We start from the raw sequence: 23,438 nt of genomic DNA on the forward strand, positions 1-23,438 counted from the left end.
CGATCATTTCAGGAGTCCTTTTGGAGTCAGCGAGCGTTGCAGCCATTGCAGAAGCAGGTCGGCGAAGATGGCCAAAATGCTGACCAGTACGGCGCCGACGATCAGCATCGACATGTCGCTGCGGCTGATGGAAGCGAGGATGAGTACGCCCAGACCGCCAGCGCCGATGGTGGCGGCGATGGTCATGACACCGATGTTCATGACCACGGCGGTGCGTACGCCGGCGAGGATCACCGGCACGGCGATCGGCAGTTCAACCATGCGCAGGCGCTGGCCGAAGGTCATGCCGATGCCCTTGGCGGCTTCACGGATGCCGGGCTCGACGCCGGTCAGCGCCAGGTAGGTGTTGCGCATGATCGGCAGCAGCGAGTAGAGAAACACTGCGGTGATCGCCGGCATCGGGCCTAGGCCCTGGCCGAATTTGGAGTAGAACGGCAGCAGCAAGCCAAACAGGGCAATCGACGGGATGGTCAGCAGTACGGTGGCGCTGGCCTGCAACGGCCCGGCGAGGGTCGGGAAGCGCGTCATCAAAACGCCCAGTGGAACGCCGACGACAATCGCCAGTGTCACTGCGATGCCGACGAGGGTGATGTGTTGCAGGGTCAGGTGCATGACCTGATTCCAGTCCAGATGGGAGAAAGCGCTGAGGAAACTCATGGTTTCTCCTCCTGTTTTGCCGCCGGCGCCGGTGGGACCGGCACGCTGTCGGCGGAGGGGTTGATCGGATGCTCGCGCAGGAATTCAGCCGCCACCACAGTGGGACTTTCATGGTCGACGTCGATGCGCGCGTTCAGCGTACGCATGGTCTGGTTATCCAGCAGCGCGGCGAGCGGTTTGAGCAAATCGGCCAGTTCCGGGTGCTTGTCCAGGTACTCTTTGCGAATGACTGGCGCAGCGGTGTAGTCCGGGAAGTAATGTTTGTCGTCCGCCAGCACCTTGAGTTTGAACGCGTTCAAGCGGCCGTCGGTGGTGTAGACGAGGCCCGCAAAAACCTGCCCGTTGCGCAGCGCGGTGTAGACCAGACCGGCGTCCATCTGACGGGTGTTTTCACGCCCCAGGTTCATGCCGTAATGCTTGACCATGCCCACCAGACCGTCGGAACGGTTAGCGAACTCGGTGTCCAGCGCAACGATGTGGCCCTTGTCGGCTTCAGCCTTGAGCACCGTGGTCAGGTCAGACATGTTATTGACCTGGGGATACTGCTGCGCAATTTTGTCCGGCAGCGCCAGCGCGTAGGTGTTGTTGAACTTGGACGGCGACAGCCAGACCAGGCCCTTCTTGGCGTCCAGTTCCTTGACGCGCTGATAGGTCTGCTCGCTGTCGAGTTTCTCGTCGACATGGTTGTAGGCCACCAGCGATACGCCGGTGTATTCCCACAGCAAATCCAGCTGGCCGCTTTCCTGGGCACTGCGCGCCAGGTTACTGCCAAGGCCGCCGGTGATCTGGACCTGATAGCCCTTGTCGCGCAGGTATTGCGCGGTCAGTTCGGCCAGCATGGTCTGCTCGGTGAACACCCGCGCGCCGATGCGCAGCACGGGCATTTCAGCCGGTGCATCCGCGGCCTGGGCGAATCCGGACAGCAACATCCCGACGCCCATGATCAATGTGCATAACTTCTTCATACCAATTCCTTTCTCAGCGGGGCTCGACTTATCGAGCCAGGCCGCGTTCCAGCCAGAGACGGCTTGCCAGGGTCACGGCGCCATCGAGCAACAACGCCAGCAACGCGGTACACGCGGCGCCCAGCACCAGTTGCGGCTGATTGTTCAGGGCGATGCCGGGGAAAATCAGGCTGCCCAGGCTGTTCGCGCCAATGAGGAACGCCAGTGGCGCGGTCCCGACGTTGATCGCCAGCGCCACGCGCACACCGCCGATGATGATCGGCACGGCATTGGGCAGCTCGACACGCCACAGCACCTGACGCGGTGTCATGCCGATGCCGCGCGCGGCTTCTTTGAGGGATCCCTGAACGTTTTTCAGGCCTTCGTAGGTGTTGCGAACGATGGGCAACAGCGAAGCGAGGAACAAAGCGAAGATCGCCGGACCGCTGCCGATGCCCAGGATACCCAGAGCGATGGCCAGTACGGCGAGAGGAGGAACGGTGTTACCGATATTGAAGATCTGCATGAAGCGTTCGGCGCGGCCAACCATGTTCGGTCGGCTAAGGACAATGCCGGTCGGGATCCCGACTACCAGTGCCGCCAGCATCGAAGCCAGCACAAGCCAGACGTGGGCTTGCAGATAAAACAGCAGATCATCCTGATATTGCCTGATGGTACTGATGCCGATCCATTGGACCAGCAGGGCCAGGAGTGCAATGACAATCACACCTCCCAACAGCCCCTTGCCATAGCGATTTGCCACGGGCGGACTCCTTATTTCAGTCGGCGAACGTCTGGCGTGGAACCGGCCTTTTCAGGCAGCACGCGAACGTTCGCGAAGAGCAGCGGGTGGGTCGCCGGAAAGGTGGATACCTCGGCGAAAACACAAGCCATGAGCGCAGCTTCGTCAAGCTAACTTGCTGATTTTGCAACCCTTGGCGTCTTGCGATACCTGGGAATGGACGTCTCCTTAACCGCAAAGGTTCCCACGTGCGATGGTATCTGGCCACCCCTTATTGACTGAACGGTTCGGTTATTGCTCTGGTTTGGGCTATAATCGCCGCCCTTTTTTTGAATCACCTCTCGGGCGATTTCCCATGACCAGACAGGCCGCCGAAGTCGCGAAACGCCGCACTTTCGCCATTATTTCCCACCCCGATGCGGGTAAGACCACCATCACTGAAAAGCTGCTGCTGATGGGCAAGGCCATTGCCGTCGCCGGTACGGTGAAGTCGCGTAAATCCGACCGTCACGCCACGTCCGACTGGATGGAAATGGAGAAGCAGCGCGGCATTTCCATCACCACCTCGGTCATGCAGTTTCCGTATCGCGATCACATGATCAACCTGCTCGACACCCCGGGCCACGAAGACTTCTCCGAAGACACCTACCGCACGTTGACCGCCGTCGACTCGGCGCTGATGGTGCTCGACGGCGGTAAAGGCGTTGAGCCCCGCACCATCGCGCTGATGGATGTATGCCGCCTGCGCGACACGCCGATCGTGAGCTTCATCAACAAACTCGACCGCGACATTCGCGACCCGATCGAGCTGCTGGACGAGATCGAAGCGGTCCTGAAGATCAAGGCTGCGCCCATCACCTGGCCGATCGGTTGCTATCGCGATTTCAAGGGCGTGTATCACCTCGCCGACGACTACATCATCGTCTACACCGCTGGTCACGGGCATGAGCGCACCGATGTGAAAATCATCGAGAAGCTCGACTCCGACGAAGCCCGCGCTCACCTGGGTGATGAGTACGATCGCTTTGTCGATCAGCTGGAGCTGGTGCAAGGCGCCTGTCATGAATTCAACCAGCAGGAATTCCTGGACGGCCAGCTGACACCGGTGTTCTTCGGTACCGCGCTCGGCAACTTTGGTGTGGACCACGTGCTCGATGCGGTCGTGGACTGGGCGCCGAAGCCGCTGGCACGCGTTGCCAACGAGCGCACGGTCGAGCCGGTCGAGGAGAAATTCGCAGGTTTTGTGTTCAAGATTCAGGCGAACATGGACCCGAAACACCGCGACCGCATCGCGTTCATGCGCATCTGTTCGGGCAAGTACGACAAGGGCATGAAGATGCGCCATGTGCGCACTGGCAAGGACGTGCGCATCGGCGACGCGCTGACGTTCTTCTCCAGCGAGCGTGAGCAACTGGAAGAAGCCTACGCGGGCGACATCATCGGCCTGCACAACCACGGCACGATTCAGATCGGCGATACCTTCAGCGAAGGCGAAGCCCTGAGCTTCACCGGCATTCCGCACTTCGCCCCGGAGCTGTTCCGCCGCGTGCGCCTGAAGGATCCGCTGAAATCCAAGCAGCTGCGTCAGGGTCTGCAGCAACTGGCCGAGGAAGGCGCCACTCAGGTGTTCTTCCCGCAGCGCAGCAACGACATCATCCTCGGCGCCGTCGGTGTGCTGCAGTTCGATGTGGTCGCCAGCCGCTTGAAGGAAGAATACAAAGTCGAATGCGCCTACGAGCCGATCACGGTCTATTCGGCGCGTTGGATCGAGTGCAGCGACAAGAAGAAGCTCGAAGAATTCGAGAACAAGGCCGTGGAAAACCTGGCCGTGGACGGCGGCGGTCACCTGACCTACCTCGCGCCGACGCGGGTCAACCTGGCCTTGATGGAAGAGCGCTGGCCCGACGTGAAATTCCGCGCGACGCGGGAGCATCACTAAGTCTCACTCCTCCAGTGATCGTTCCCACCTCTGCGTGAGAACGATCGGAATCTGCAGCCAGACACAACACTCTGTGGAGCGCGCTTGCCCGCGAAGCTTAGGTTCGAACGACAGATATGTGTCGAATGTACCAACCATTCGCGGGCAAGCGCGCTCCTACATTAGGGCAGCGCCGCGAACCAGTTTTGCGTCTGACGGCAGACTCGGTAATCCGCCGTCACACCCTCACTTCACCACCATCCCCACACCCCGCCCACGGGGATCGGACGCGGTTTCGACTTTCGTGCCGTCGATCTTGATCGCCTGCACATTGCCCATCGACCAGCCCTGGTCCTTCAGCGTGTAACCCATGGCCGTCAGCTCGTCCGCCACCGGGGTCGCCAGCGGTGCAAATTTCTCTGTATAGATCGTGTCTTTCGGCAGCAACTGGTGGTGAACCCGCTGGGCGGCAACGGCGTCTTTGAGCGGCATGTGGAAATCGTAAATGTTGTTCAACACCTGAAACACCGTGGTGAAAATCCGTGAGCCACCTGGTGTGCCCAGCACCAGCGTCACCGCACCGTCGCGGGTGACCAGGCTCGGGCTCATCGACGACAACATGCGCTTGCCGGGCTGGATGGCGTTGGCATCCCCGCCCACCACGCCGAACGCGTTGGCAACGCCCGGTTTGGAACTGAAATCATCCATCTCGTCGTTCAGCAAAAAGCCTGCGCCCTTCACCACTACCCCACTGCCGTAATCCCAGTTCAAGGTGTAGGTATTGCTGACCGCATTGCCCTTGGCATCGACGATGGAGAAGTGCGTGGTCTGGTGCGATTCAAGCCCGGCCTTCACGTTTTCCGTGGGCGAAATCGCCGTCGGGTTGACCTCGTGGGCGCGCTTGGCCAGATAGGCGTTGTCAGTCAGTTGATTCACCGGCGCCACGGAAAAGTCCGGATCGCCCAGGTAGTTGGCGCGATCGGCGAACACGCGTTTTTCTATTTCTGCCAGCAGATGGATATAGCGCGCCGAATTGAGCGGCACGTCTTTGAAGTCATCGGCAAGCTGCTGCTTCATGCCGATGAGCTGCGCCAGTGCGATGCCGCCGGAACTGGGCAGCGGCGCGGTGTAGAGCGTGTTGCCGTTGAAGTTCACGTGCAGCGGCTTGCGCCAGATCGCCTTGTAATCCTGCAGGTCCTCTTTGGTGATCAGGCCGTTGTCGTGCTGCATTTGCGCCACCAGCAGGTCAGCCGTCTGGCCCTGGTAAAACTCGTTGGCGCCCTTGTTGGCGATACGCTCCAGAGTTTTGGCCAGCTCCGGTTGACGGAAGGTCTCGCCGGTCTTCATGCCGCCGAAATAATCCGCAAAATTGGTCTTGCCGTTGAGCTGCTTGATCGCCTCGGCACCGTACATGTACTGCTTGTCGGCGACTTTGAAGCCGTTTTTGGCATAGCCAATGGCCGGCGTCAGCAGCTCGGCCCACGGCAGCTTGCCAAACTTCTCATGCGCTTCCCACAGCCCCATCACCGTGCCGGGAACGCCCGAGGCACGTGCACCGACCAGACTCATGCCCGGGATGACCTCGCCCTTGTCGTCCAGGTACATGTTGCGCGTGGCCGCTTTCGGTGCGGCTTCGCGGTAGTCGAGAAAGTACGGTCGGCCGTTCATGAACAGCGTCATGAAGCCACCGCCACCGATGTTGCCCGCCTCAGGGTAGGTGACCGCCAGGGTGAACGCCGTGGCAACGGCAGCATCAACGGCGTTGCCACCCTTTTTCAGAATCTGCGCAGCGACCTGAGCACCGTATTGATCGGGGGACGCCACGGCGCCGCCTTCCAGCACCACGGCATACACCGGCGAACTCGCGACGAAGATCACCGACAGGGCAAGGGTTTTGAGAGTCACTGCACGCATGGGGCTTCCTTGATGACAAATGCGACAGCTTGTAACTGATGGGCTGTCTGGAGGCTGAAGAGACTAACGGTCCGGCTGCACATTAATGATGAAACTTGCCGCAAACGCAAATGGCCAGGCGCCTAGACTCGCGCACGTCCAGCTTCATCCCGAACGGAAAACACCACCGCCCTCTCCCGCCGCAGATTGAGCGCCAAGACACTCGCCAGCACCACAATCGACCCAACGATCACCCGCTGCGAAGGCATCTCGCCCAGCATCACCGAGGCAATGGCGATGGCCATCGGTGGCGTCAGGTACAAACTCATCGAGGCGCGGCTGACGTCCATGTGCTTCAGGACATATGCCCAGGCCAGATAGGCCAGCGCGCTGGGGAACAGGCCTAATACGCCCACTGCCACATTGACCCGCAGCGGCGCGTTGAGGATTTCGCCGACCAGTCCAGGCAAGTAAACCAACAGAAATACCGTGCCCGCCCAGACCGTGTAACAGACCATGGTCAGGCCGTCGTACCGATGGCTGTGACGCTTCTGCAGCGAGAAATAAACGCTCCAGGAAAACGCCGCCACCAGAATCAGCAGCCCGCGCGCGTCCATGTGGCCGATGCCGCGACCACCGGTGACGACAATCGCGGCGCCCACCAACCCAAGCGCCACACAGCCCCAACGCCAGGCGCTGACCCGCTCCCTGAACACGAAGTGCGCCAGCAACGCGGTAAACAAAGGCGTCGACTGCACCAGCACGCTGGACGCCCCGGCACTGACGCCGGCCTGGCCGAAATTCAGGGCGATGTGATGCAGGCTCACGGCGAAGAAACCCAGCACCGCGAGCAACGGCAGATCTTTCAGGCGCGGTAACGCGATGCGTTGTGATGAGGCGATTAACAGCATGAACACTGACGCGATCAGAAAACGAAGCAGCGCCAGATGCCCTGGATCGTAGGCCTGCAAACCGATGCGAATGCCGGTCGGCGAGAAGCCCCAGCAAGTCACCACGAAGAAAGTCGCGAGGGCGACTTTGACCCCTTGCCATGGCACCGCAGCACTCACCGTTGTATCCGAACTGCAAACTGGCTCAGCCACCACGCTCATCTCAATAACTCCTGCCGACAAGCCCGGCGCCTGCCATGGCTGCGAGTATCGAAACAACCTATGCTCACCACAACCGAACAATAATGATGAAACCCCTCACTTTTGGTGATGAATGGAACTGGCCCAGATCCGCATGTTCAAGACCGTCGTCGACACCGGCAGCATTGCCCGCGCAGCGGAGGTTTTGCACTGCGTGCCGTCGAACATCACCGCCCGGATCAAGGCACTTGAGGCGGAGCTGGGCACCGAGCTGTTCTACCGTCAGGGTCGCGGTTTGCGTATCAGCCCGGCGGGAGAAATCCTCCTCATCTACGCCGGCAAAATGCTCAGCCTGGCCGACGAAGCCAAACGCGCGGTGCATCCGGATGCGGCGCCCTCCGGACCGTTGCGAATCGGCGCCATCGAATCTTCGGCCACGGCGCGGCTGCCGCGACTGCTGGCGCGCTTTCATGCGCGTTATCCGCAGGTGTCACTGGAGCTGACGACGGGCACCGGCATGCAGTTGCTCGACGCGACGCTCAATCAGAAGCTCGATGGCGCCATTGTCGCGATCGACGTCAAACGCCCACGGCTTAAGCGCACGTCGATGTACCGGGAGGATCTGGTGCTGATTGCGGCCGAGTCGCTGGGGCCGATTCGCAGCGCGGCGGATCTGCAGGGCAAATCGATCTTCATGTGGCCCGAAGGCTGCCCCTATCGCGCAGCGCTTGAGCGATGGTTGCAGAATAACGGCCAGACTCAGCCCATCGTCAGCATCGCCAATTACGGCACCATCGTCGGTTGCGTCAGTGCCGGCGCTGGCGTGGCGCTGGTGCCCAAAGGCATTTACGAGCAATACCGGAAGGACTCGGGCTGGGTCGGTTATGAATTCCCTGAACTGACCTCCATCGACAACCTGTTTTACTGGCACGAGAACGCCGAGCACCACCCGGCGCGGGAGGCGTTTGTGGAGATGTTGCGGGCAGAATTCAGCGAGATTAGTGAGGCGTGATACCTGCCTGTAGGAGCGTGGCTTGTCCCGCGATCTGCTGCGCAGCAGTAGCAAAACCATTCCAATCAAGTCCTCCAGACAGACCGCGTTTGCAGGGTTTGCTGCCGGTTCCCGGCAGATCGCGGGACAAGCCACGCTCCCACAGGGAATGTAAGCAGCCTCACGCCGCGTACACCGTCAGCTTTTTCTGAATGAAGTCCAGAAAGCACTGAATCCGCAGCGCCAACTGCGAGTTGCGGTAGTAGACGGCGTGGATCGGCTGTCGATAGCCGCTGTTGGCCTGGGGCAGGATGACGTTGAGGCGGCCCAGGCGGATGTCTTCGTGGGTCATGAAGTGCGACAGGCAGACGATGCCCTCCCCCACCAACGCCAATTGGCGCAAGGTCTCGCCGCTGGAGGCCGAAACCGTCGGCTGAATGAACAGCCGGTCTCCGTCGGCGTGGCGCAACGGCCAGTGGTTGAGGGTTTCGGTCTGGGTGAAGCCGAGCAGTGAATGTCCGCTCAACGCGTCCACGGTTTTCGGCGTGCCGTGCTTTTCGAGGTATTCAGGGCTGGCGAGAATGTTCAGCGGGCTGCTGCCGAGTGGCCGGGCGTGCAGGGTTGAGTCGGCGAGCACGCCAATGCGGATCGCCACATCGGTGCTCTGTTCCAGCAGATCGATGATCAGATCATTACTGTTCAGCTCCAGCTGGATGTCCGGGTACAGCGCGCGAAACTCGGCGACGTAAGGGACGATGGAATGCAGCATGAAGGGCGACGCCGCGTTGATCCGCAAACGACCGGACGGCGTCTGCTGTCGCACCGACATGCGTTCTTCCAGCTCTTCCATCTGATCCAGAATCTGCCGGGCCCGCTCGAGGAAATACTTGCCCTCCTCGGTCAGGTCCATGCGCCGCGTGGTGCGGTTGATCAACGTCGTGCCCAGCTTGCCTTCGAGTCGCGACAGCGTGCGGCTGATCGCCGAAGGCGTCTGCCCTACCTGCTCGGCGGCAGCGGAAATCGACCCGCTTTCGATCACCGTGACAAACACCTGCAACTCATCCGACCTGGCTTTCACTGTTGTCTCCCGCTCACAAGAGACTGGATATTAGCGTGCTTGCGGGCCCGCGCTCAGATTCCGAACACCGAGGCCAGATGCGCTTCATACCGCTTCACGTCTGCTTCCACATTCGGCATCTTCATCACGTCCACCGCCAGAAAGGTCGGCAGGCCGGTCATGCCCAGGAACTGGTTGGCCTTGTGGAACGGGAAGTAAACGGCATCCACGCCCTTGGCTTCGAAGAAGTCAGCCGGGTCGTCGAACGCTTGCTGCGGCGCGTTCCAGGTGGCGGAAATCATGTATTGCTTGCCGTGCAGCAAGCCGCCGCTGCCGTACCGCCGGGACGCATCGGAACGGCTGCGACCGTCGTGTGCGTAAAGGCTGCCATGACCTTCGGTGAACACTTCGTCGATGTACTTTTTCACGGTCCACGGCGCGCCCATCCACCAGCCCGGCATCTGCCAGATGATCACGTCAGCCCAGAGAAACTTCTGCACTTCCTCGACCACGTCGTAGCCGCCGTCGATGAAGGTCTGCTGCACATCAAACCCGGCGCGATCCAGAAACGCCCGGCCGGCTTCATGCAGCGTGGTGTTATAGCGGCCGTCGGAGTGCGCGAATTGTTTGCCGCCGTTGAGAAACAGTAATTTTTTCATATCAAGCCTCGTCTGCCGTCAATGCAGCCCGCGGTTCAGCGGCACTGGATTGAGGGTCTTCAATTGGAATGGACGGCAGGATATCGGTCAGACGAGGGAGGAATAAGCCGCGGAGGGGCAAAATACATTTGCGCCTGAATCACGAATTAGGCGCCTATTGATGAATTTATGTTGGCTGAATGGCAGCGTTAATCCGGGCCAGACGCCGCGAAATCAGCCGGCGATCATCAGGTGCGCGCCCAGCAGCGCCATGCCGATGAAGAACATTCGCTTGAACACCAGCGCGCTGATCCGCTGACGCAGCCACTGGCCGAACATCATGCCGAGCAATGCGGGCACCAGCGCCAGCAAGGAGGCGCCCATTTCGGCGCTGCCCACCGCCCCGTTCCAGAACAGACCGACGCCCAGTGCCAGGGTCGAGACAGTGAACGATAGCCCCAGCGCCTGCACCAGTTCGTTGCGATCCAGCCCCAGGCCCTGGATGTAGGGCACCGCCGGAATCACGAAGACGCCGGTGGCTGCGGTGACCAGGCCGGTAATAAATCCGCACAACGGCCCCAACCAGCGCTCGGCAGCGGGCGGCACCTTGAGCGTCGGCAGAAACAGGCCACACAGCGCGTACACAAACAGCGCGCCGCCCAGCGCCCTTGCCATGCCGTGCCCATTGCCAAGCCCCAGCGCGTAGGAGCCGAGCAGCGTGCCGATGACGATCATCAACAACAGCGGCCACAACCGCGCGCACAGGCCCCGCAGATGCCCGCCGGTTGCCAGCTGCCAGAGATTGGTCAGTGTCGAGGGAATCAGCAGTAGCGCCGCCGCCTGGGTCGGCAGCATCATCGCACCGAGCAAGCCCATCGCCACCGTCGGCAGCCCCATGCCGATGACGCCCTTGACCGTCCCCGCCAGCAGAAACGTCAACAGCACCAGCACTGACAAGGTCCAGCCAAGGTTCTGATAGAGCGATAGGGAACCATCCATGGGCGCATCCTGCGAAAAGGTCGAAGAGGGAAAACATCGAGCGTTGCAATCGGCGCCACTTCAACACATTTGGGCAGCTGCGATAACAGAAAAATAGTCAGCACGACGTCACTGAACAGCGATTTGATACCCCAGCTTTCCATTTCTGCCAACCCGACTTGCCATTTGTAACGTTTCACCGTCCGCCGGTTTTTCCTAGGATCACCTGACGTCATCGACGCCTGGCTCGCCAGCAATCACGTGTTAGAGGGGGAATGCCTATGTCCGATGCAACTGAGCGCCTGTGGGGCGCGCGCTTCAAGTCAGCGCCGGCTGAAGCGATGGCCAATCTGTCACGCTCGCCGGCCGTCTATTTCCGCATGACGCCCTATGACGTCGCAGGGTCCAAGGCCCATGCCCACGAGCTTGAGCGCGCCGGCTTGCTGGACGCCGACGAAACCCGCCGCATCATTGAGGCGCTGCAATCGATTGACGAGGATTTCGCCGCCGGCAAGATTCAGCCGATTCCCGCCGACGAGGACGTGCACACCTTCATCGAGCGTCTGCTCACCGAACGCCTCGGCACACTGGGCGGCAAGCTTCGCGCCGGGCGCTCGCGCAACGATCAGACGGCCAACGACATGCGGCTGTTTCTGCGCGACCGGATTCGCGTGCTGACCCTGTCGATTCTTGATCTGCAGCAGGCATTGGTCGGTCAGGCCGAGGAGCATGTCGAGACCATTGCGCCCGGCTTCACCCATTTGCAACAGGCGCAGCCGATTGTGTTCGGTCATCACTTGATGGCCCACGCCCAGGCGATTCATCGTGACATCCAGCGCCTGCAGGATTGGGACCAGCGCTTCAACCTTTCCCCCCTCGGCGCCGCCGCAATGGCCGGGTCCGCCATTGCGCGCGACCCTCAACGCTCGGCGGCGGAAATGGGTTACGCCGGGCCGTGTGAGAACTCCATCGACGCTGTCGCCAGCCGCGATCACGTGGCTGAATTCCTGTTCTGCGCGAGCATGCTGGGAATCAACATTTCGCGCATGGCCGAGGAGTTCTGCATCTGGACGTCGCGGCAGTTTCACTGGGTCGAGCTGGACGATGCCTACGCTACGGGCAGCTCGATCATGCCGCAGAAGAAGAACCCGGACATCGCCGAACTGGCCCGTGGGAAATCCGGCCGTTTGATCGGTTCGTTGACAGCGATCTTATCTGTGCTCAAGGCGCAGCCGCTGTCGTACAACCGGGATTTGAGCGAAGACAAGCACGCCATCTTCGACGCCTTGGACACGCTGAATCTGGTGCTGCCTGCCTTCGCAGGCATGGTTCGAACAATGACGGTAAGCAAAGACGAGTTGCTGCGTCAGGCCCCATTGGGGTTCACCCTGGCGACGGAAATTGCTGACTGGCTGGCCGTTCGCGGCGTGCCGTTCAAGGAAGCCCACGAGATCACCGGGCAACTGGTGCAGCTGTGCGAGGCGCAGGACATCGGGCTGCCGGAACTGACGCCAAAGATGCTCGCCGACACCGACCCGCGCCTGACGCCGGAGGTGCTGAAGAGCCTGACGCTGGAAGCTGCACTGGCAGCGCGCAGCGGCTGGGGCGGGACGTCGCCGGTGCGCGTGGCCGAGCAGATCGCACGGTTTAAACAGCACCTGGTCGCCCAGGAGCAGTGGGCCAAGGAATACAGCGGCCCGCGGGGTTGATTGCAGCCTCCAGGCATTCGCACGTGTAGGAGCGCGCTTGCCCGCGATTGAGGTGGGTCAGTTTCAGAGATGCTTCTGACCCTACGCATTTCGCGGGCAAGCGCGCTCCTACACCAACTGTGTTTGTCACCCGCCCGCACGACCATGCAGATGCGACGGCACAGCGCGGGGTTCATACCTTCTTGATGTACCCCTCAACCACCGCGGAGAAGTCCTTGCCGCCATCACCGCGCAAACTCATCGCCTGGTAAAGCTGCTGCGCCAACGCGCCCATGATCACGGGTTGGCGCGCGGCTTTGGCGGCCTCGGTTGCCAGGCCCAGATCCTTGAGCATCAGCTCCGCGCCGAACCCTCCGGTGTAGCCGCGCGACGCCGGGGCGGTTTCCACGACGCCGGGCCACGGGTTGTACATTTCCGAGCTCCAGCAGCGCCCGGTCGAGCTGTTGATGATGGTCGCCAGCACGCCAGTGTCGATGCCCAGGCTATTGCCCAGCGCCATGGCTTCTGCCACGCCGATCATGGAAATGCCCAACAGCATGTTGTTGCAGATCTTCGCGATCTGCCCCGTGCCGACATCGCCGCAGTGGACGATATTGCGGCCCATCTGCGCCAGGATCGGCTTGAGCACCGTGAAGTGTTCAAGACTCGCGCCGACCATGAACGTCAGCGTCCCGGCCTGCGCCCCGCCGGTGCCACCGGACACCGGCGCATCGCCGACGACTACGCCTTGTTTCGCCGCAGCCGCCGCCACATCGCGGATGGTCTGTGGATCGATCGTGCTGCAATCCACCGCCGGCACCCCTGCGCTGATGCCAGCCAGGACGCCGTCGTCATTCAGGTACACCGCGCGAACATGAGCCGCCGCCGGGAGCATGGTGATGACCAGGTCGGCACCCTGAGCAGCATGTTTGGGCGACTCACTGATCCGGCTGCCCAATTCGGCCAGTTCGGCCAAGACCTGTTGGTTGACGTCGAACAAATGCAGCTGATGCCCGGCACGGATCAGGTTCCGCGCCATCGGCGCACCCATATTGCCCAGACCGATGAATGCGATTTTCATGGTTGTTCTCCTTGTTCAAAACCCAGCTCAAACCCACTGACGGAATACGATCTGTGTAGGAGCGCGCTTGCCCGCGATGGCGTCGTGTCTGTCAACTCACCCGCCACAGACATATCGCTTCCGCGGGCAAGCGCGCGCCTAAAAAAGGGCGTCGCACTCAACGCAAATTGATCGTCGTATTCACCCCGTCATTCACGCTGTCGTCATCAAACCAGCGGCTGGTGACCGTCTTGGTCTGAGTGTAGAACTGCACCACCTGCTTGCCGTACGGCCCCAGATCCCCCAGCTTCGAACCGCGCGAACCGGTGAAGCTGAAGAACGGCACCGGCACCGGAATCGGGATGTTGATGCCGACCTGACCCACATCAATTTCACTCTGGAATTTGCGCGCCGCCGCACCGCTCTGGGTGAAAAGTCCGACTCCGTTGCCAAACGGGTTGGCGTTGACCAATGCGATGGCCTGATCGAGCGTATCGACCTCCAGCACAACCAGCACCGGCCCGAAGATTTCCTGAGTGTAGATCTGCATGTCGGTGGTCACGCCGGTGAACAGCGTCGGCCCGACGAAATTGCCTTCCTCAAAGCCCGCCACTGTGATGTTGCGCCCGTCCAGTTCGAGGGTGGCACCTTCCTGAACGCCACTTTCAATCAAATCAAGAATCCGCTGTTTAGCGCGCCTGGAAATCACTGGCCCGACATCGGTGCCCGCCTCGCTTCCCGCATTCACCTTGAGCTTCTGCGCCAGCGCTTTCAGATCGGGGATCCACTGCTTCGCCGCGCCGACCATGACCACCGCCGACGTCGCCATGCAGCGCTGACCCGCCGCACCAAAACCGGCGCCGACCAATGCGTTGAGGGTCTGCTCGCGATTGGCATCCGGCAGCACGACGGCATGGTTCTTCGCGCCCATCATCGACTGCACGCGCTTGCCGTGTTTGCCCGCCAGGTCGTAAACGTGAGTGCCCACCGCCGTCGAGCCGACGAAGGACACCGCCTTGATGTCCTTGTGGGTGCAGATCCCGTCCACCACCTCTTTGCCACCATGCACGACATTGAGCACGCCCGCCGGCACGCCCGCCTCGACCGCCAGTTCGACCAGCAGCATGGTCGACATCGGGTCCTGCTCGGACGGCTTGAGCACGAAGGTATTGCCGCACGCGATGGCCATCGGGAACATCCATAGCGGAATCATCGCCGGGAAGTTGAAAGGCGTGATCCCTGCGCAGACGCCGATGGGCTGACGCAGCGTGTAGGTGTCGACGCCACCGGCCACGTTTTCGGCAAATTCGCCCATCTGCAGCGTGCCGATGGAGCACGCGTGCTCGACCACTTCCAGGCCGCGGAAGATATCGCCCTCGGCGTCCGCGATGGTCTTGCCCTGTTCGGCGCTGAGCACGACGGCGATGCGTTTGGAGTGTTCACGGATCAACGCCTGCAACTTGAGCATGATGCGCATGCGGACGCCAATCGGCGTGTGCCGCCAGGTGGTGAATGCCTTCTGCGCGGCGGCGACAGCGGCATCGACCTCGGCGGCAGTGGCAAATGGCACGTGGGCCAGCACTTCCTGGGTGGCAGGGTTTACCACGTCGAGCCACTCGGTGGTTTGCGACTCAACCCATTCGCCGCCGATCAGCAGCTTCACGCGGGCCACGGTGGTGTTGTTCTTGTTCAGTGACACGTTCATTGCCGTTGCTCCATTCAAGGCAGCGCGCCAGCATGGGCGCGCTGAAAAAAGTCGACTTCAGGCAGCGCGATGGCGAGGGGGATCACGCTTCATCAGCGCGGTGCAGACCAATGCCACCAGCGCCATGCCGATCAGGTAGGCAATCACATAGCGCGGACTGCCGCCGCCCATGGCCAGCAATTGCGTGGCGATCATCGGCGCAAATCCGCCGCCCAGGACGCCCGCCAACTGCACCGAAACGGAAATACCGCTGTAGCGAATTTCCGCCGGAAACTGCCGAGCGAACAACAGGGATTCCGGCGCATACAGGATCGGGAAGACCACACCGACTGCCAGCACCATCGCCCACCACACCATCTGCGGCTCGCGGGTACCGAGCATGGCGAAGAATGGATAAACGAACGCGCAGAGCAGCAGAAGCCCGGCGAAATACAGACGTTTCTGACCAACCTTGTCGGACAGGTGCCCACACAGCGGCATGGTCACAAGGGACAGCGCAGCGCCGGCGGTGATCGCGCTCAGCACGTCAGCGCGGGGGATGAGCAACTGGTTGGCGGCGTATGCCAACGCGAAGGTCACCGACATGTAAAACCAGGCGTTCTCGGCGGTGCGCGCGCCGATAATGGTCAGGGTTTCTTTCGGGTATTCGCGGAACACTCTGAACAGCGGCACCTTGACGGCGATGTTGTCTTTTTTGAGCTTCTCGAAATCGGGCGACTCCGGGACTTTCAGGCGAATCAGCCAGCCCACGCCCAGCAGCACGACGCTGGCGAGAAACGGAATGCGCCAGCCCCAGCTGAGCATGTCGGCCTCAGGCAATTTCGCGACCATGCCCATCGCCAGCGAGGCCAGCACCAGCCCCGCGCCGACGCCGGTTTGCGGCAGGCTGCCGTAGAAACCTTTGCGGCCCTCGGGCGCATGTTCGACGGCCATCAGCACCGCCCCGCCCCATTCACCGCCGACTGCCATGCCCTGCAAAAAACGCATCGCCACGAGCAGCACCGCGGCCCAGTAGCCAATCTGTTCGTAGGTGGGAATCAGGCCGATGATGATGGTCGGAATGCCCATCAGCATCAGGGTGAATAGCAGCATGGACTTGCGACCGATCTTGTCGCCGAAATGGCCAAACACGATGCCGCCCAGTGGCCGGCCGAGAAAGCCCACGGCGTAGGTGGCGAACGCCGCCAGCACAACGATGATCGGGTCCAGTGCAGGGAAGAAGATCTTGTTGAAGATCAGTGCGGCAGCTGTGCCGTAGAGGAAAAAGTCATACCACTCGATGGTCGTGCCAGCCATGCTCGCCGCGCCGGCAAGCCGGTAGGATCGGGCGTTCTTCACGGGGCCGGCATCGAGTGCACCGGCATCCGCCGTAATAGCGTTCTTCATAAACTCCTCCGCTTATTTATTGTTGTGCAGGGTGTTATGGCGTGTGTTTTCTGGATGTATTTGAACCTGGAACTCGTCCTCGATGGATCACTGATTCCGTAGGAGCCGGCTTGCTGGCGAACCGCGTTGTGTCATCAAACATCGCTGTCGCTGACCCGACGTGTTCGCCAGCAAGCCGGCTCCTACAGGTTTCGCGTACCTCGCAGATTTTGCAGTTGGCGCAGATCAACTGTAGGAGCGCGCTTGCCCGCGAACTCGGTTAACCCTCCACCGCAGCAGCGCCGGCTAGAATGCTTTCGCCAGCAAGCCGGCTCCTACAGATCGCGTCGTTACGGGTCGGTTGGATCCGGCCGCGCTTCGGAGTATAGATGTGCAAACTTCTAATAAGAACGCACATAAAAGCAGGTTCAACATGCAAAAAAACATCACGTCCCTGAGCGCATTGAACTGGGATGACCTGAAGTTTTTTCTGGAAGTGGCGCGCACGCGCAAGGCCAGTTCGGCAGCCAAACGCCTTGGGGTGGACTACACCACGGTGTCGCGACGGATCAGCTCGCTGGAGACGTCACTGGGCACGCTGCTGTTCGAAAAATCGCGCAACACCGGCTTCATCCTCACCGCAGAAGGCCAGCGATTGCTAGGCGCGGCGGAGTCCATCGAAAGCACGCTGCACATCGCCTGCGAGCAGGTTTCCGGCTCCGGCGTCGCGCTGTCGGGGCACGTGCGCATGGGCTGCACCGAAGGCTTCGGCAGTTTCTTCATCACCCCGCAACTGAGCCACTTCACCAACACGTACCCGGCCATCTCGGTGGACATCCTGCCGCTGCCGCACTTCATCAGCCTGTCCAAGCGCGAGGCGGACATCGTCATCGCGCTGGAGCGTCCGGAGCATGGGCCCTACGTGTGCTGCAAGTTGTGTGACTACAGCCTGAGGCTCTATGCCACTCAGGATTACCTGGACAATCACACGCCGATCCGCAAGACCGAAGACCTCGCCGACCATCCGTTCATCAGCTACGTCGACGACCTGGCCTTCAGCTCTGAATTGCTCTACCTCAGCAACCTCCTCCCCGGCGCCCACGCCACCCTGCGCAGCACCAGCGTCATTGCCCAATACGTCGCCGCGCTGCAGGGACGAGCGCTGGCGATCCTGCCATGCTTTCTGGCGGCGCAAGATGCTCGACTGCTGCCGGTGCTGGAAAGTGAGGTGGATATCACAAGGCAGTTCTGGATGTATTGCCGGGAGGACCTGAGAAAGCTCAAGCGGATTACGTTGTTGTGGGATTACATCCGCGAGGCCACCGAGCGCAATCAGGCGTTTCTGTTAGGCAAGACGGAACGGATGACGTTTGTGGATTGAGTGATCGGACACAGCAAATTGTAGGAGCCGGCTTGCTGGCGAAGGCGCCTGGACAGCCGACCTCAATGTGTCGGATCGGGATCGGACGCTCTAAGCAATCGGGCTTTTTCTGGATCGCATCCCAACGATGGCGTGGCATCAGGCACATCAATGGCGCCTGATGCATTTTTCGCGGGCAAGCGCGCTCCTACACAGGTCCGAACGTCTGCCCTGCCCCTCCCCGCCATAGTTCAGAATTCTCTGAACTATGCATTTGAGCTTTCCTATTCTTTCCGTTCATCGGCCGAACCTAAGATCAGCCCCAATAAAGGAGCCCGTCCATGAGAGACACGGCCCGAAGATTGCCTTTTCTGATGTGACTGCCGTTGTACCCCGTCTTGGCCTGGGCCGTGGCGGAGCCCTGTTTCGGGTCCCACGTCAGCCGCTCGACGCAATCTTTGAGGACGCTCGATGAAACTGGAAATCTTCCGCACGCTCTGGGGCTACCGCGCCAGCAAGGCTCAGGCGCTGGATGAGCTGCTGGAGGCCGGGTTCGACGGCATGGAAGCACGCCTGCCGCTGACGCCTGTGGAGCGAGCGGAATTCGGTGCCTTCCTGCGCGCCAATCACGTGCCTTACATCGCCACGGTATTCACCGCCTACGATGTCCTCCCGGAACAATCGGCGACCACCGCAGAACACCTCACCGATCTGGAGCAGAAGCTCGCCTGGTCAACCGAACTGGCGCCGCGCTTCGTCAATGTGCTGGCCGGCAATGACCGCTGGCAATTGCCCCAGCAGGTGGACTTCTTCGGTCAGGCGCTGGAAGTGGCGCGCAAGCAGGGTCAAGCGGTGGCGTTCGAAACCCACCGCGCGCGCTCGCTGTTCAATCCGTGGGTCACCCTTGAGCTGATCCGCCAACTGCCCGATCTGCGCTTCACCAGCGACATCAGCCACTGGATCGTCGCCTGCGAGCGTTTGCTCGACGACCCCGAAGACGACCTCAGCACGTTCGTCGAGCGCGTTCATCACATTCAGGCTCGGGTCGGTTACGACCAGGGCCCGCAAGTCCCGCATCCCGCCGCCCCCGAGTACGCCCGCGAGCTGGCTTTCCATCAGCAGCACTGGGAAGCCGTGTGGAAATCCCAGCAGGCGCGCGGTTATCAGCTCAGCACGATGACCCCCGAATTCGGCTCCGACGGCTATCTGCATCATCTGCCCTTCACCAATGTGCCAGTCGCCGATCTCTGGTCGCTGAACGTGTGGATGGGCCAGACCGAACGCGAACACTTCCAGCGCTTCACCCATACAACAAGCCGATAAGGAGCGTTTCGTCATGCCAGATCCGTCGCACGCAGCAGCCCCGAAGGTCGCCAACTTCAGCAGCATCCCGGTGGTCGATATCGCCGGGCTGTTCAGCCCCGACATCGCTCTGCGCCAGGCCGTCGCCGACGAACTGGGCAAGGCGGCACGGGAGGTGGGTTTTCTGTACGTCAGGAATCACGGCATCGCGCCGTCGCTGATCGACGATCTGCGCCAGGCCGCCAAGGACCTGTTCGCCCAATCCCTCGACTACAAAATGCAGCATTACATCGGTACTTCGCGCAGCCACAAAGGCTTCGTGCCCGAGGGCGAAGAGGTGTATGCCAAGGGCAAGCCGGATCACAAGGAAGCCTTCGATATCGGTTTTGAAGTGGGCGATGACGACCCGCTGGTGATCGCCAAAACCCCGCTGATCGGCGCTAACGAGTGGCCGGACCTGCCCGGTTTTCGCCCTGCGGTGGAAGCGTATTACGCGGCGGTTTTTGCATTGGGCCGGCGCCTGTTCGACGGCTTTGCGCTGGCGCTGGGCCTGGAGGAAGGCTACTTCGAAGCGATGGTCACCCGCCCGCCCTCCAAGCTGCGTTTGATTCATTACCCGTTCGACGGCGCCGCGCAGGATGCGCCCGGAATTGGTGCGCACACCGATTACGAGTGCTTCACCATGCTGCTGGCCGACAAGCCCGGGCTGGAAGTGATGAACGACCTTGGGCAGTGGATCGACGCGCCGCCGGTGGATGGCGCGTTCGTGGTCAACATCGGCGACATGCTGGAGGTCATGACCGCTGGTACGTTCGTTGCTACGGCTCACCGGGTACGCACGGTCAGTGAGGAGCGCTATTCGTTTCCGCTGTTCTTCGCTTGCGACTTCCACACCCAGATCAAGCCCCTTGCGCAGTTCGACAAGGGCACTGCCAACTACGAAGAAATCACCATCGGCGAGCATATGTTCGGTCAGGCGTTGCAGACCTACCAATACCTGCGGCGCAAGGTCAAGAACGGCGAACTCAAGTTGTACGAAAAGGCGCGCAAGCCGTCGAGCTTCGGCCATTTGAAGAACCAGACACAGGACCCATCGTGATGCGATGCGTCCCACTGTTCCACCCGAATATTCAACACACCCAGCCCTACCTTTCTGACGTGGAGTCGCCGACGATGCGCAACACTTTGAACACCGCTATCCGCTTGACCGTGCTTGCCTCCGCCATGCTCGGCGCGTCGTTATTGGCTGCCACGGCCGTGCAAGCTGCTACTACCGTGACGCCGGGGCAGTTCAAGGTCGGGATGGAAATCACCTACCCGCCGTTCGAATCCTATGACGAGAAGAAGAACGTCGTCGGCGCCGACCCGGACCTGTCGCGCCTGCTCGCCAAGCACATGGACCTCAAAGCGGAGTTTGTCGACACCAAGTTCTCCAGCCTGATCCTCAGCCTCAATGCCGGGCATTACGACGCGATCATTTCGGGCATGTACATCACGCCGGAGCGCCAGACCCAGGCCCAGACCATTCCTTACGCCGTAACGGGCGCGGCGATCATGGTGCTCAAGGACAGTCCACTCAAACCCAAGGTGCCGGAAGACCTGTGCGGGCTGAAAATTGGCCTGGAAAAAGGCACCACGTGGGTCACCCAGTTCAACAAGCTGTCCGCCGAATACTGCGTGCCGAAGGGCAAAGGCCCGGTCGCCGTAAGCGAATTCCCGTCCGCACCGGAAGTGACGCAGGCGCTGCTGTCGGGCAACGTTCAGGCGCAAGTGGAAATCGACGGCGCTGCCGGCATGATCGCCGAACGCACCAAGGGACGCGTGGTGGTCAGCACCGAGCATTCCATCTATCAGCAGACGCTCGGCATCTACGTGAAGAAGGGCAATGACGAGCTGTATCAGGCGCTGCTCAAGGCCTTCGACGAAACCAAAAAATCCGGCGAATACGCTGCGCTGTTGAAGAAATACAACCTGGAAGAGCCCGCCAACTGACGGCTTGATGCGTCACCCCGTGTAGGAGTGAGCTTGCTCGCGATTGGCCGTACCAGACGATGAAGGTGTGTCGGCTGTACCCAAGTCATCGCGAGCAAGCCCACTCCTACAGGGATCGTGTTTGATAAGAGAATCCCGCCGGGCCCCGCCCTGCTGAGGTGTGTGTATGCAATTCGAATGGTCCTACTTTTTTTCTTTGTTCTCGGTCGCTGACTTCTGGGAATCCTGCATCACCGTGATCGAACTCAGCGCCCTGGGCTGGTTCATCGGCATGCTCCTGGGTTTCCTGCTGGCGTCGGCCAAACTCTCGACCGCGCGCTGGATCAGCGTGCCGGCGTCGATTTATATCTGGTTCTTCCGCAGCGTCCCGCTGCTGGTGCTGGTGGTGTTTACCTACAACTTGCCGCAGATGTTTCCGGTCACCCGCGATGTGCTGTCCAACCCTTTCTATTCCGGTCTTCTGGCGTTGGTGGTCACGGAAGCGGCGTACATGGCGGAGATCCACCGGGGCGGCCTGATCTCCGTTGCCAAGGGCCAGAAAGAAGCGGGCCGCGCCCTGGGCGTCGGTCTGATCGGCATGCAGCGTCTGATCGTCATCCCGCAAGCATTTCGTATCTCCCTGCCAACGCTGGTGAATGAATACATCACCGTGGTGAAACTGACCTCGCTGGTGTCAGTGATTTCCCTGACCGAACTGCTGACCGTGGGCCAGCGCCTGTACGCGCAAAACTTTCTGGTCATGGAAACGCTGTCAGCCGTCGCGGTGTATTACGTGATGATCGTGACGGTGTTCGGCTGGCTGTTTCACTGGCTGGAGCAGCACCTGGAGCTGAGCAACCGCAAGCCGCAGGCCCTCGACGACACGGCCCTGACTCACCTGCGCGCCAGCCTGGTCGCGCAGCCCGCGGTAGTACGCCAGCCGACAACAGGACCGGGGTCAGCGCCGGCGCTGCAACTGGTCAACCTCCACAAAAGCTACGGGCAGCATGACGTGCTCAAGGGGATCAATCTGGAGGTGGACGCCGGGCAGGTGATTTCCATCATCGGCCCGTCGGGCTCGGGAAAGACCTCGCTGATTCGCACGGTCAACAGCCTCGAAACCATCGACAAGGGCGAGATCATCCTGTTTGGCGAGGGCTACATTCACGCGGGCGACAACCCCAACGCGCCGCAGATTCGCCGTGGCGTGCAGCGCATCGGCATGGTGTTTCAGAACTTCAACCTGTTCCCCCACCGCACCATTCTCGACAACGTGACCCTCGCGCCGCGTTACCACGGCCGCGACCGGGACGTCAGCGAGCAGCGTGCCTACGCCCTGCTCGACAAGGTCGGGCTGCTGGCCCACGCGCACAAATACCCGCATCAGTTATCCGGCGGTCAGCAGCAACGCGTGGCGATTGCCCGGGCACTGGCGATGGACCCGCAGATCATGCTCTTCGACGAACCGACTTCTGCGCTTGATCCTGAGCTGGTGGGCGACGTGCTGAAGGTCATCGCCAACCTGGCGAAGGAAGGCATGACGATGCTCATCGTGACCCATGAGATGGACTTCGCCCTGTCGATTTCCGACCGTGTGATCTTCATGGAAAACGGCATCGTGCAGGTCGACGCCGCACCGCAGACGATTCTTGCCAACCAGTGCGGCGCGCGCGTGCGCACGTTCATGGGCCTTGACTCGTCTTCGCCCAGCCCACAAACCGTCAGCAGGAGCCGGCTTGCTGGCGAACGCGGTTAATCATCCACCACAACAGCGCCGGGTAGAATGCTTTCGCCAGCAAGCCGGCTCCTACAGGTTTCGTGTACATCGCAGATTTCGCAGCTGGCGCAGATCAACTGTAGGAGCGCGCTTGCCCGCGAACGCGGTTAATCATCCACCGCAGCAGCGCCGGGTAGAATGCTTTCGCCAGCAAGCCGGCGCCTACAGGTTTCGTGTACATCGCAGATTTCGCAGTTGACGCAAATCAACTGTAGGAGCGCGCTTGCCCGCGAACGCGTCAGGTCATTCACCTCGAAGCTGACTGACCTGCACGATCGCCAGCAAGCCGCTCCAGTGACAG

General features: G+C 61.1%; 19 protein-coding genes. 8 read left to right on the plus strand and 11 right to left on the minus strand.

The genetic code is table 11. The annotated features are described in order from the left end of the window. Positions 1-3: 3 nt before the first annotated feature. The 3 genes from EC919_RS21165 to EC919_RS21175 are packed head-to-tail and all read right to left on the minus strand — an operon-like array spanning position 4 to position 2,364. Positions 4-657 (minus strand): ABC transporter permease, encoded by a 654-nt coding sequence (locus EC919_RS21165; RefSeq protein WP_065990219.1) that lies wholly within the window; start codon positions 655-657, stop codon positions 4-6. Continuing rightward, the gene (locus EC919_RS21170; RefSeq protein ID WP_133776283.1) at positions 654-1,622 is read right to left on the minus strand and encodes a glycine betaine ABC transporter substrate-binding protein; all 969 of its coding nucleotides are present in this window, start codon (positions 1,620-1,622) and stop codon (positions 654-656) included. The genes EC919_RS21165 and EC919_RS21170 overlap by 4 nt, the downstream gene beginning before the upstream one ends. Before the next feature lie 28 nt (positions 1,623-1,650). Next, positions 1,651-2,364, minus strand: a complete 714-nt coding sequence (locus EC919_RS21175; RefSeq protein WP_074886589.1) for an ABC transporter permease — start codon at positions 2,362-2,364, stop codon at positions 1,651-1,653. A 334-nt stretch (positions 2,365-2,698) separates the two neighbouring features. Here EC919_RS21175 and EC919_RS21185 point away from each other — a divergent pair, with 334 nt between their 5' ends. Further along, positions 2,699-4,282, plus strand: a complete 1,584-nt coding sequence (locus tag EC919_RS21185) for a peptide chain release factor 3 (RefSeq protein ID WP_133776284.1) — start codon at positions 2,699-2,701, stop codon at positions 4,280-4,282. 225 nt (positions 4,283-4,507) lie between these two features. On the opposite strand, the gene ggt is transcribed toward EC919_RS21185, so the two are convergent. After that, positions 4,508-6,175 carry a gamma-glutamyltransferase gene (ggt, locus tag EC919_RS21190; protein ID WP_133776285.1) on the minus strand — a complete coding sequence of 556 codons (1,668 nt, stop codon included), beginning with the start codon at positions 6,173-6,175 and terminating at the stop codon, positions 4,508-4,510. 122 nt (positions 6,176-6,297) lie between these two features. Then, the gene (locus EC919_RS21195) at positions 6,298-7,266 is read right to left on the minus strand and encodes a DMT family transporter (RefSeq protein ID WP_133776286.1); all 969 of its coding nucleotides are present in this window, start codon (positions 7,264-7,266) and stop codon (positions 6,298-6,300) included. 112 nt (positions 7,267-7,378) lie between these two features. Between EC919_RS21195 and EC919_RS21200 the strand changes: the two genes are divergently transcribed. Next, positions 7,379-8,257 (plus strand): LysR family transcriptional regulator, encoded by an 879-nt coding sequence (locus EC919_RS21200; protein ID WP_133776287.1) that lies wholly within the window; start codon positions 7,379-7,381, stop codon positions 8,255-8,257. A gap of 160 nt (positions 8,258-8,417) precedes the next feature. Here the strand turns inward: EC919_RS21200 and EC919_RS21205 are convergent, their stop codons facing one another. From EC919_RS21205 to EC919_RS21215, 3 genes are all read right to left on the minus strand, one after another. Continuing rightward, positions 8,418-9,314, minus strand: coding sequence for a LysR family transcriptional regulator (locus tag EC919_RS21205; RefSeq protein ID WP_133776288.1), 897 nt, complete (start codon positions 9,312-9,314; stop codon positions 8,418-8,420). 53 nt (positions 9,315-9,367) lie between these two features. Beyond that, positions 9,368-9,952 (minus strand): NAD(P)H-dependent oxidoreductase, encoded by a 585-nt coding sequence (locus EC919_RS21210; protein WP_133776289.1) that lies wholly within the window; start codon positions 9,950-9,952, stop codon positions 9,368-9,370. Between the two features lie 213 nt (positions 9,953-10,165). Further along, positions 10,166-10,930, minus strand: coding sequence for a sulfite exporter TauE/SafE family protein (locus EC919_RS21215; protein WP_133776290.1), 765 nt, complete (start codon positions 10,928-10,930; stop codon positions 10,166-10,168). A gap of 260 nt (positions 10,931-11,190) precedes the next feature. Between EC919_RS21215 and argH the strand changes: the two genes are divergently transcribed. Then, positions 11,191-12,618, plus strand: a complete 1,428-nt coding sequence (gene argH, locus EC919_RS21220; RefSeq protein WP_133776291.1) for an argininosuccinate lyase — start codon at positions 11,191-11,193, stop codon at positions 12,616-12,618. Between the two features lie 172 nt (positions 12,619-12,790). Here the strand turns inward: argH and mmsB are convergent, their stop codons facing one another. The 3 genes from mmsB to EC919_RS21235 all read right to left on the minus strand — a co-directional run bounded on the left by mmsB (position 12,791) and on the right by EC919_RS21235 (position 16,748). Further along, a complete protein-coding gene (gene mmsB / locus EC919_RS21225; protein ID WP_133776292.1) occupies positions 12,791-13,678 on the minus strand; it encodes a 3-hydroxyisobutyrate dehydrogenase in 888 nt (295 codons plus the stop codon). A gap of 157 nt (positions 13,679-13,835) precedes the next feature. Next, on the minus strand, positions 13,836-15,362 hold the full coding sequence (locus EC919_RS21230) for a CoA-acylating methylmalonate-semialdehyde dehydrogenase (protein ID WP_133776293.1): 1,527 nt from the start codon (positions 15,360-15,362) through the stop codon (positions 13,836-13,838). A gap of 57 nt (positions 15,363-15,419) precedes the next feature. Then, positions 15,420-16,748, minus strand: coding sequence for an MFS transporter (locus EC919_RS21235; protein WP_133776294.1), 1,329 nt, complete (start codon positions 16,746-16,748; stop codon positions 15,420-15,422). 412 nt (positions 16,749-17,160) lie between these two features. Between EC919_RS21235 and EC919_RS21240 the strand changes: the two genes are divergently transcribed. From EC919_RS21240 to EC919_RS21260, 5 genes are all read left to right on the plus strand, one after another. Then, the gene (locus tag EC919_RS21240) at positions 17,161-18,108 is read left to right on the plus strand and encodes a LysR family transcriptional regulator (RefSeq protein WP_133776295.1); all 948 of its coding nucleotides are present in this window, start codon (positions 17,161-17,163) and stop codon (positions 18,106-18,108) included. 450 nt (positions 18,109-18,558) lie between these two features. Then, entirely contained in the window at positions 18,559-19,410 is an 852-nt protein-coding gene (locus EC919_RS21245; protein WP_133776296.1) for a sugar phosphate isomerase/epimerase family protein, read from the plus strand. A 13-nt stretch (positions 19,411-19,423) separates the two neighbouring features. Next, entirely contained in the window at positions 19,424-20,488 is a 1,065-nt protein-coding gene (locus EC919_RS21250) for an isopenicillin N synthase family dioxygenase (RefSeq protein ID WP_133776297.1), read from the plus strand. Positions 20,489-20,562: 74 nt separating this feature from the next. Further along, positions 20,563-21,381, plus strand: coding sequence for an ABC transporter substrate-binding protein (locus EC919_RS21255; RefSeq protein ID WP_133776298.1), 819 nt, complete (start codon positions 20,563-20,565; stop codon positions 21,379-21,381). 166 nt (positions 21,382-21,547) lie between these two features. Further along, positions 21,548-23,116, plus strand: a complete 1,569-nt coding sequence (locus EC919_RS21260; protein ID WP_133776299.1) for an amino acid ABC transporter permease/ATP-binding protein — start codon at positions 21,548-21,550, stop codon at positions 23,114-23,116. Positions 23,117-23,438 lie beyond the last annotated feature (322 nt).

It is taken from the genome of Pseudomonas graminis, from assembly GCF_004364335.1.
Classification (GTDB): domain Bacteria; phylum Pseudomonadota; class Gammaproteobacteria; order Pseudomonadales; family Pseudomonadaceae; genus Aquipseudomonas; species Aquipseudomonas graminis_D.

What these genes read in the sequence shown, in the direction of transcription:
- EC919_RS21165 (WP_065990219.1), bottom strand. Translation starts at nt 657, where the DNA reads ATGAGTTTCCTCAGCGCTTTCTCCCATCTGGACTGGAATCAGGTCATG.
- EC919_RS21170 (WP_133776283.1), bottom strand. Translation starts at nt 1,622, where the DNA reads ATGAAGAAGTTATGCACATTGATCATGGGCGTCGGGATGTTGCTGTCC.
- EC919_RS21185 (WP_133776284.1), top strand. Translation starts at nt 2,699, where the DNA reads ATGACCAGACAGGCCGCCGAAGTCGCGAAACGCCGCACTTTCGCCATT.
- ggt (WP_133776285.1), bottom strand. Translation starts at nt 6,175, where the DNA reads ATGCGTGCAGTGACTCTCAAAACCCTTGCCCTGTCGGTGATCTTCGTC.
- EC919_RS21195 (WP_133776286.1), bottom strand. Translation starts at nt 7,266, where the DNA reads ATGAGCGTGGTGGCTGAGCCAGTTTGCAGTTCGGATACAACGGTGAGT.
- EC919_RS21200 (WP_133776287.1), top strand. Translation starts at nt 7,379, where the DNA reads ATGGAACTGGCCCAGATCCGCATGTTCAAGACCGTCGTCGACACCGGC.
- EC919_RS21210 (WP_133776289.1), bottom strand. Translation starts at nt 9,952, where the DNA reads ATGAAAAAATTACTGTTTCTCAACGGCGGCAAACAATTCGCGCACTCC.
- EC919_RS21215 (WP_133776290.1), bottom strand. Translation starts at nt 10,930, where the DNA reads ATGGATGGTTCCCTATCGCTCTATCAGAACCTTGGCTGGACCTTGTCA.
- argH (WP_133776291.1), top strand. Translation starts at nt 11,191, where the DNA reads ATGTCCGATGCAACTGAGCGCCTGTGGGGCGCGCGCTTCAAGTCAGCG.
- mmsB (WP_133776292.1), bottom strand. Translation starts at nt 13,678, where the DNA reads ATGAAAATCGCATTCATCGGTCTGGGCAATATGGGTGCGCCGATGGCG.
- EC919_RS21230 (WP_133776293.1), bottom strand. Translation starts at nt 15,362, where the DNA reads ATGAACGTGTCACTGAACAAGAACAACACCACCGTGGCCCGCGTGAAG.
- EC919_RS21235 (WP_133776294.1), bottom strand. Translation starts at nt 16,748, where the DNA reads ATGAAGAACGCTATTACGGCGGATGCCGGTGCACTCGATGCCGGCCCC.
- EC919_RS21240 (WP_133776295.1), top strand. Translation starts at nt 17,161, where the DNA reads ATGCAAAAAAACATCACGTCCCTGAGCGCATTGAACTGGGATGACCTG.
- EC919_RS21245 (WP_133776296.1), top strand. Translation starts at nt 18,559, where the DNA reads ATGAAACTGGAAATCTTCCGCACGCTCTGGGGCTACCGCGCCAGCAAG.
- EC919_RS21250 (WP_133776297.1), top strand. Translation starts at nt 19,424, where the DNA reads ATGCCAGATCCGTCGCACGCAGCAGCCCCGAAGGTCGCCAACTTCAGC.
- EC919_RS21255 (WP_133776298.1), top strand. Translation starts at nt 20,563, where the DNA reads ATGCGCAACACTTTGAACACCGCTATCCGCTTGACCGTGCTTGCCTCC.
- EC919_RS21260 (WP_133776299.1), top strand. Translation starts at nt 21,548, where the DNA reads ATGCAATTCGAATGGTCCTACTTTTTTTCTTTGTTCTCGGTCGCTGAC.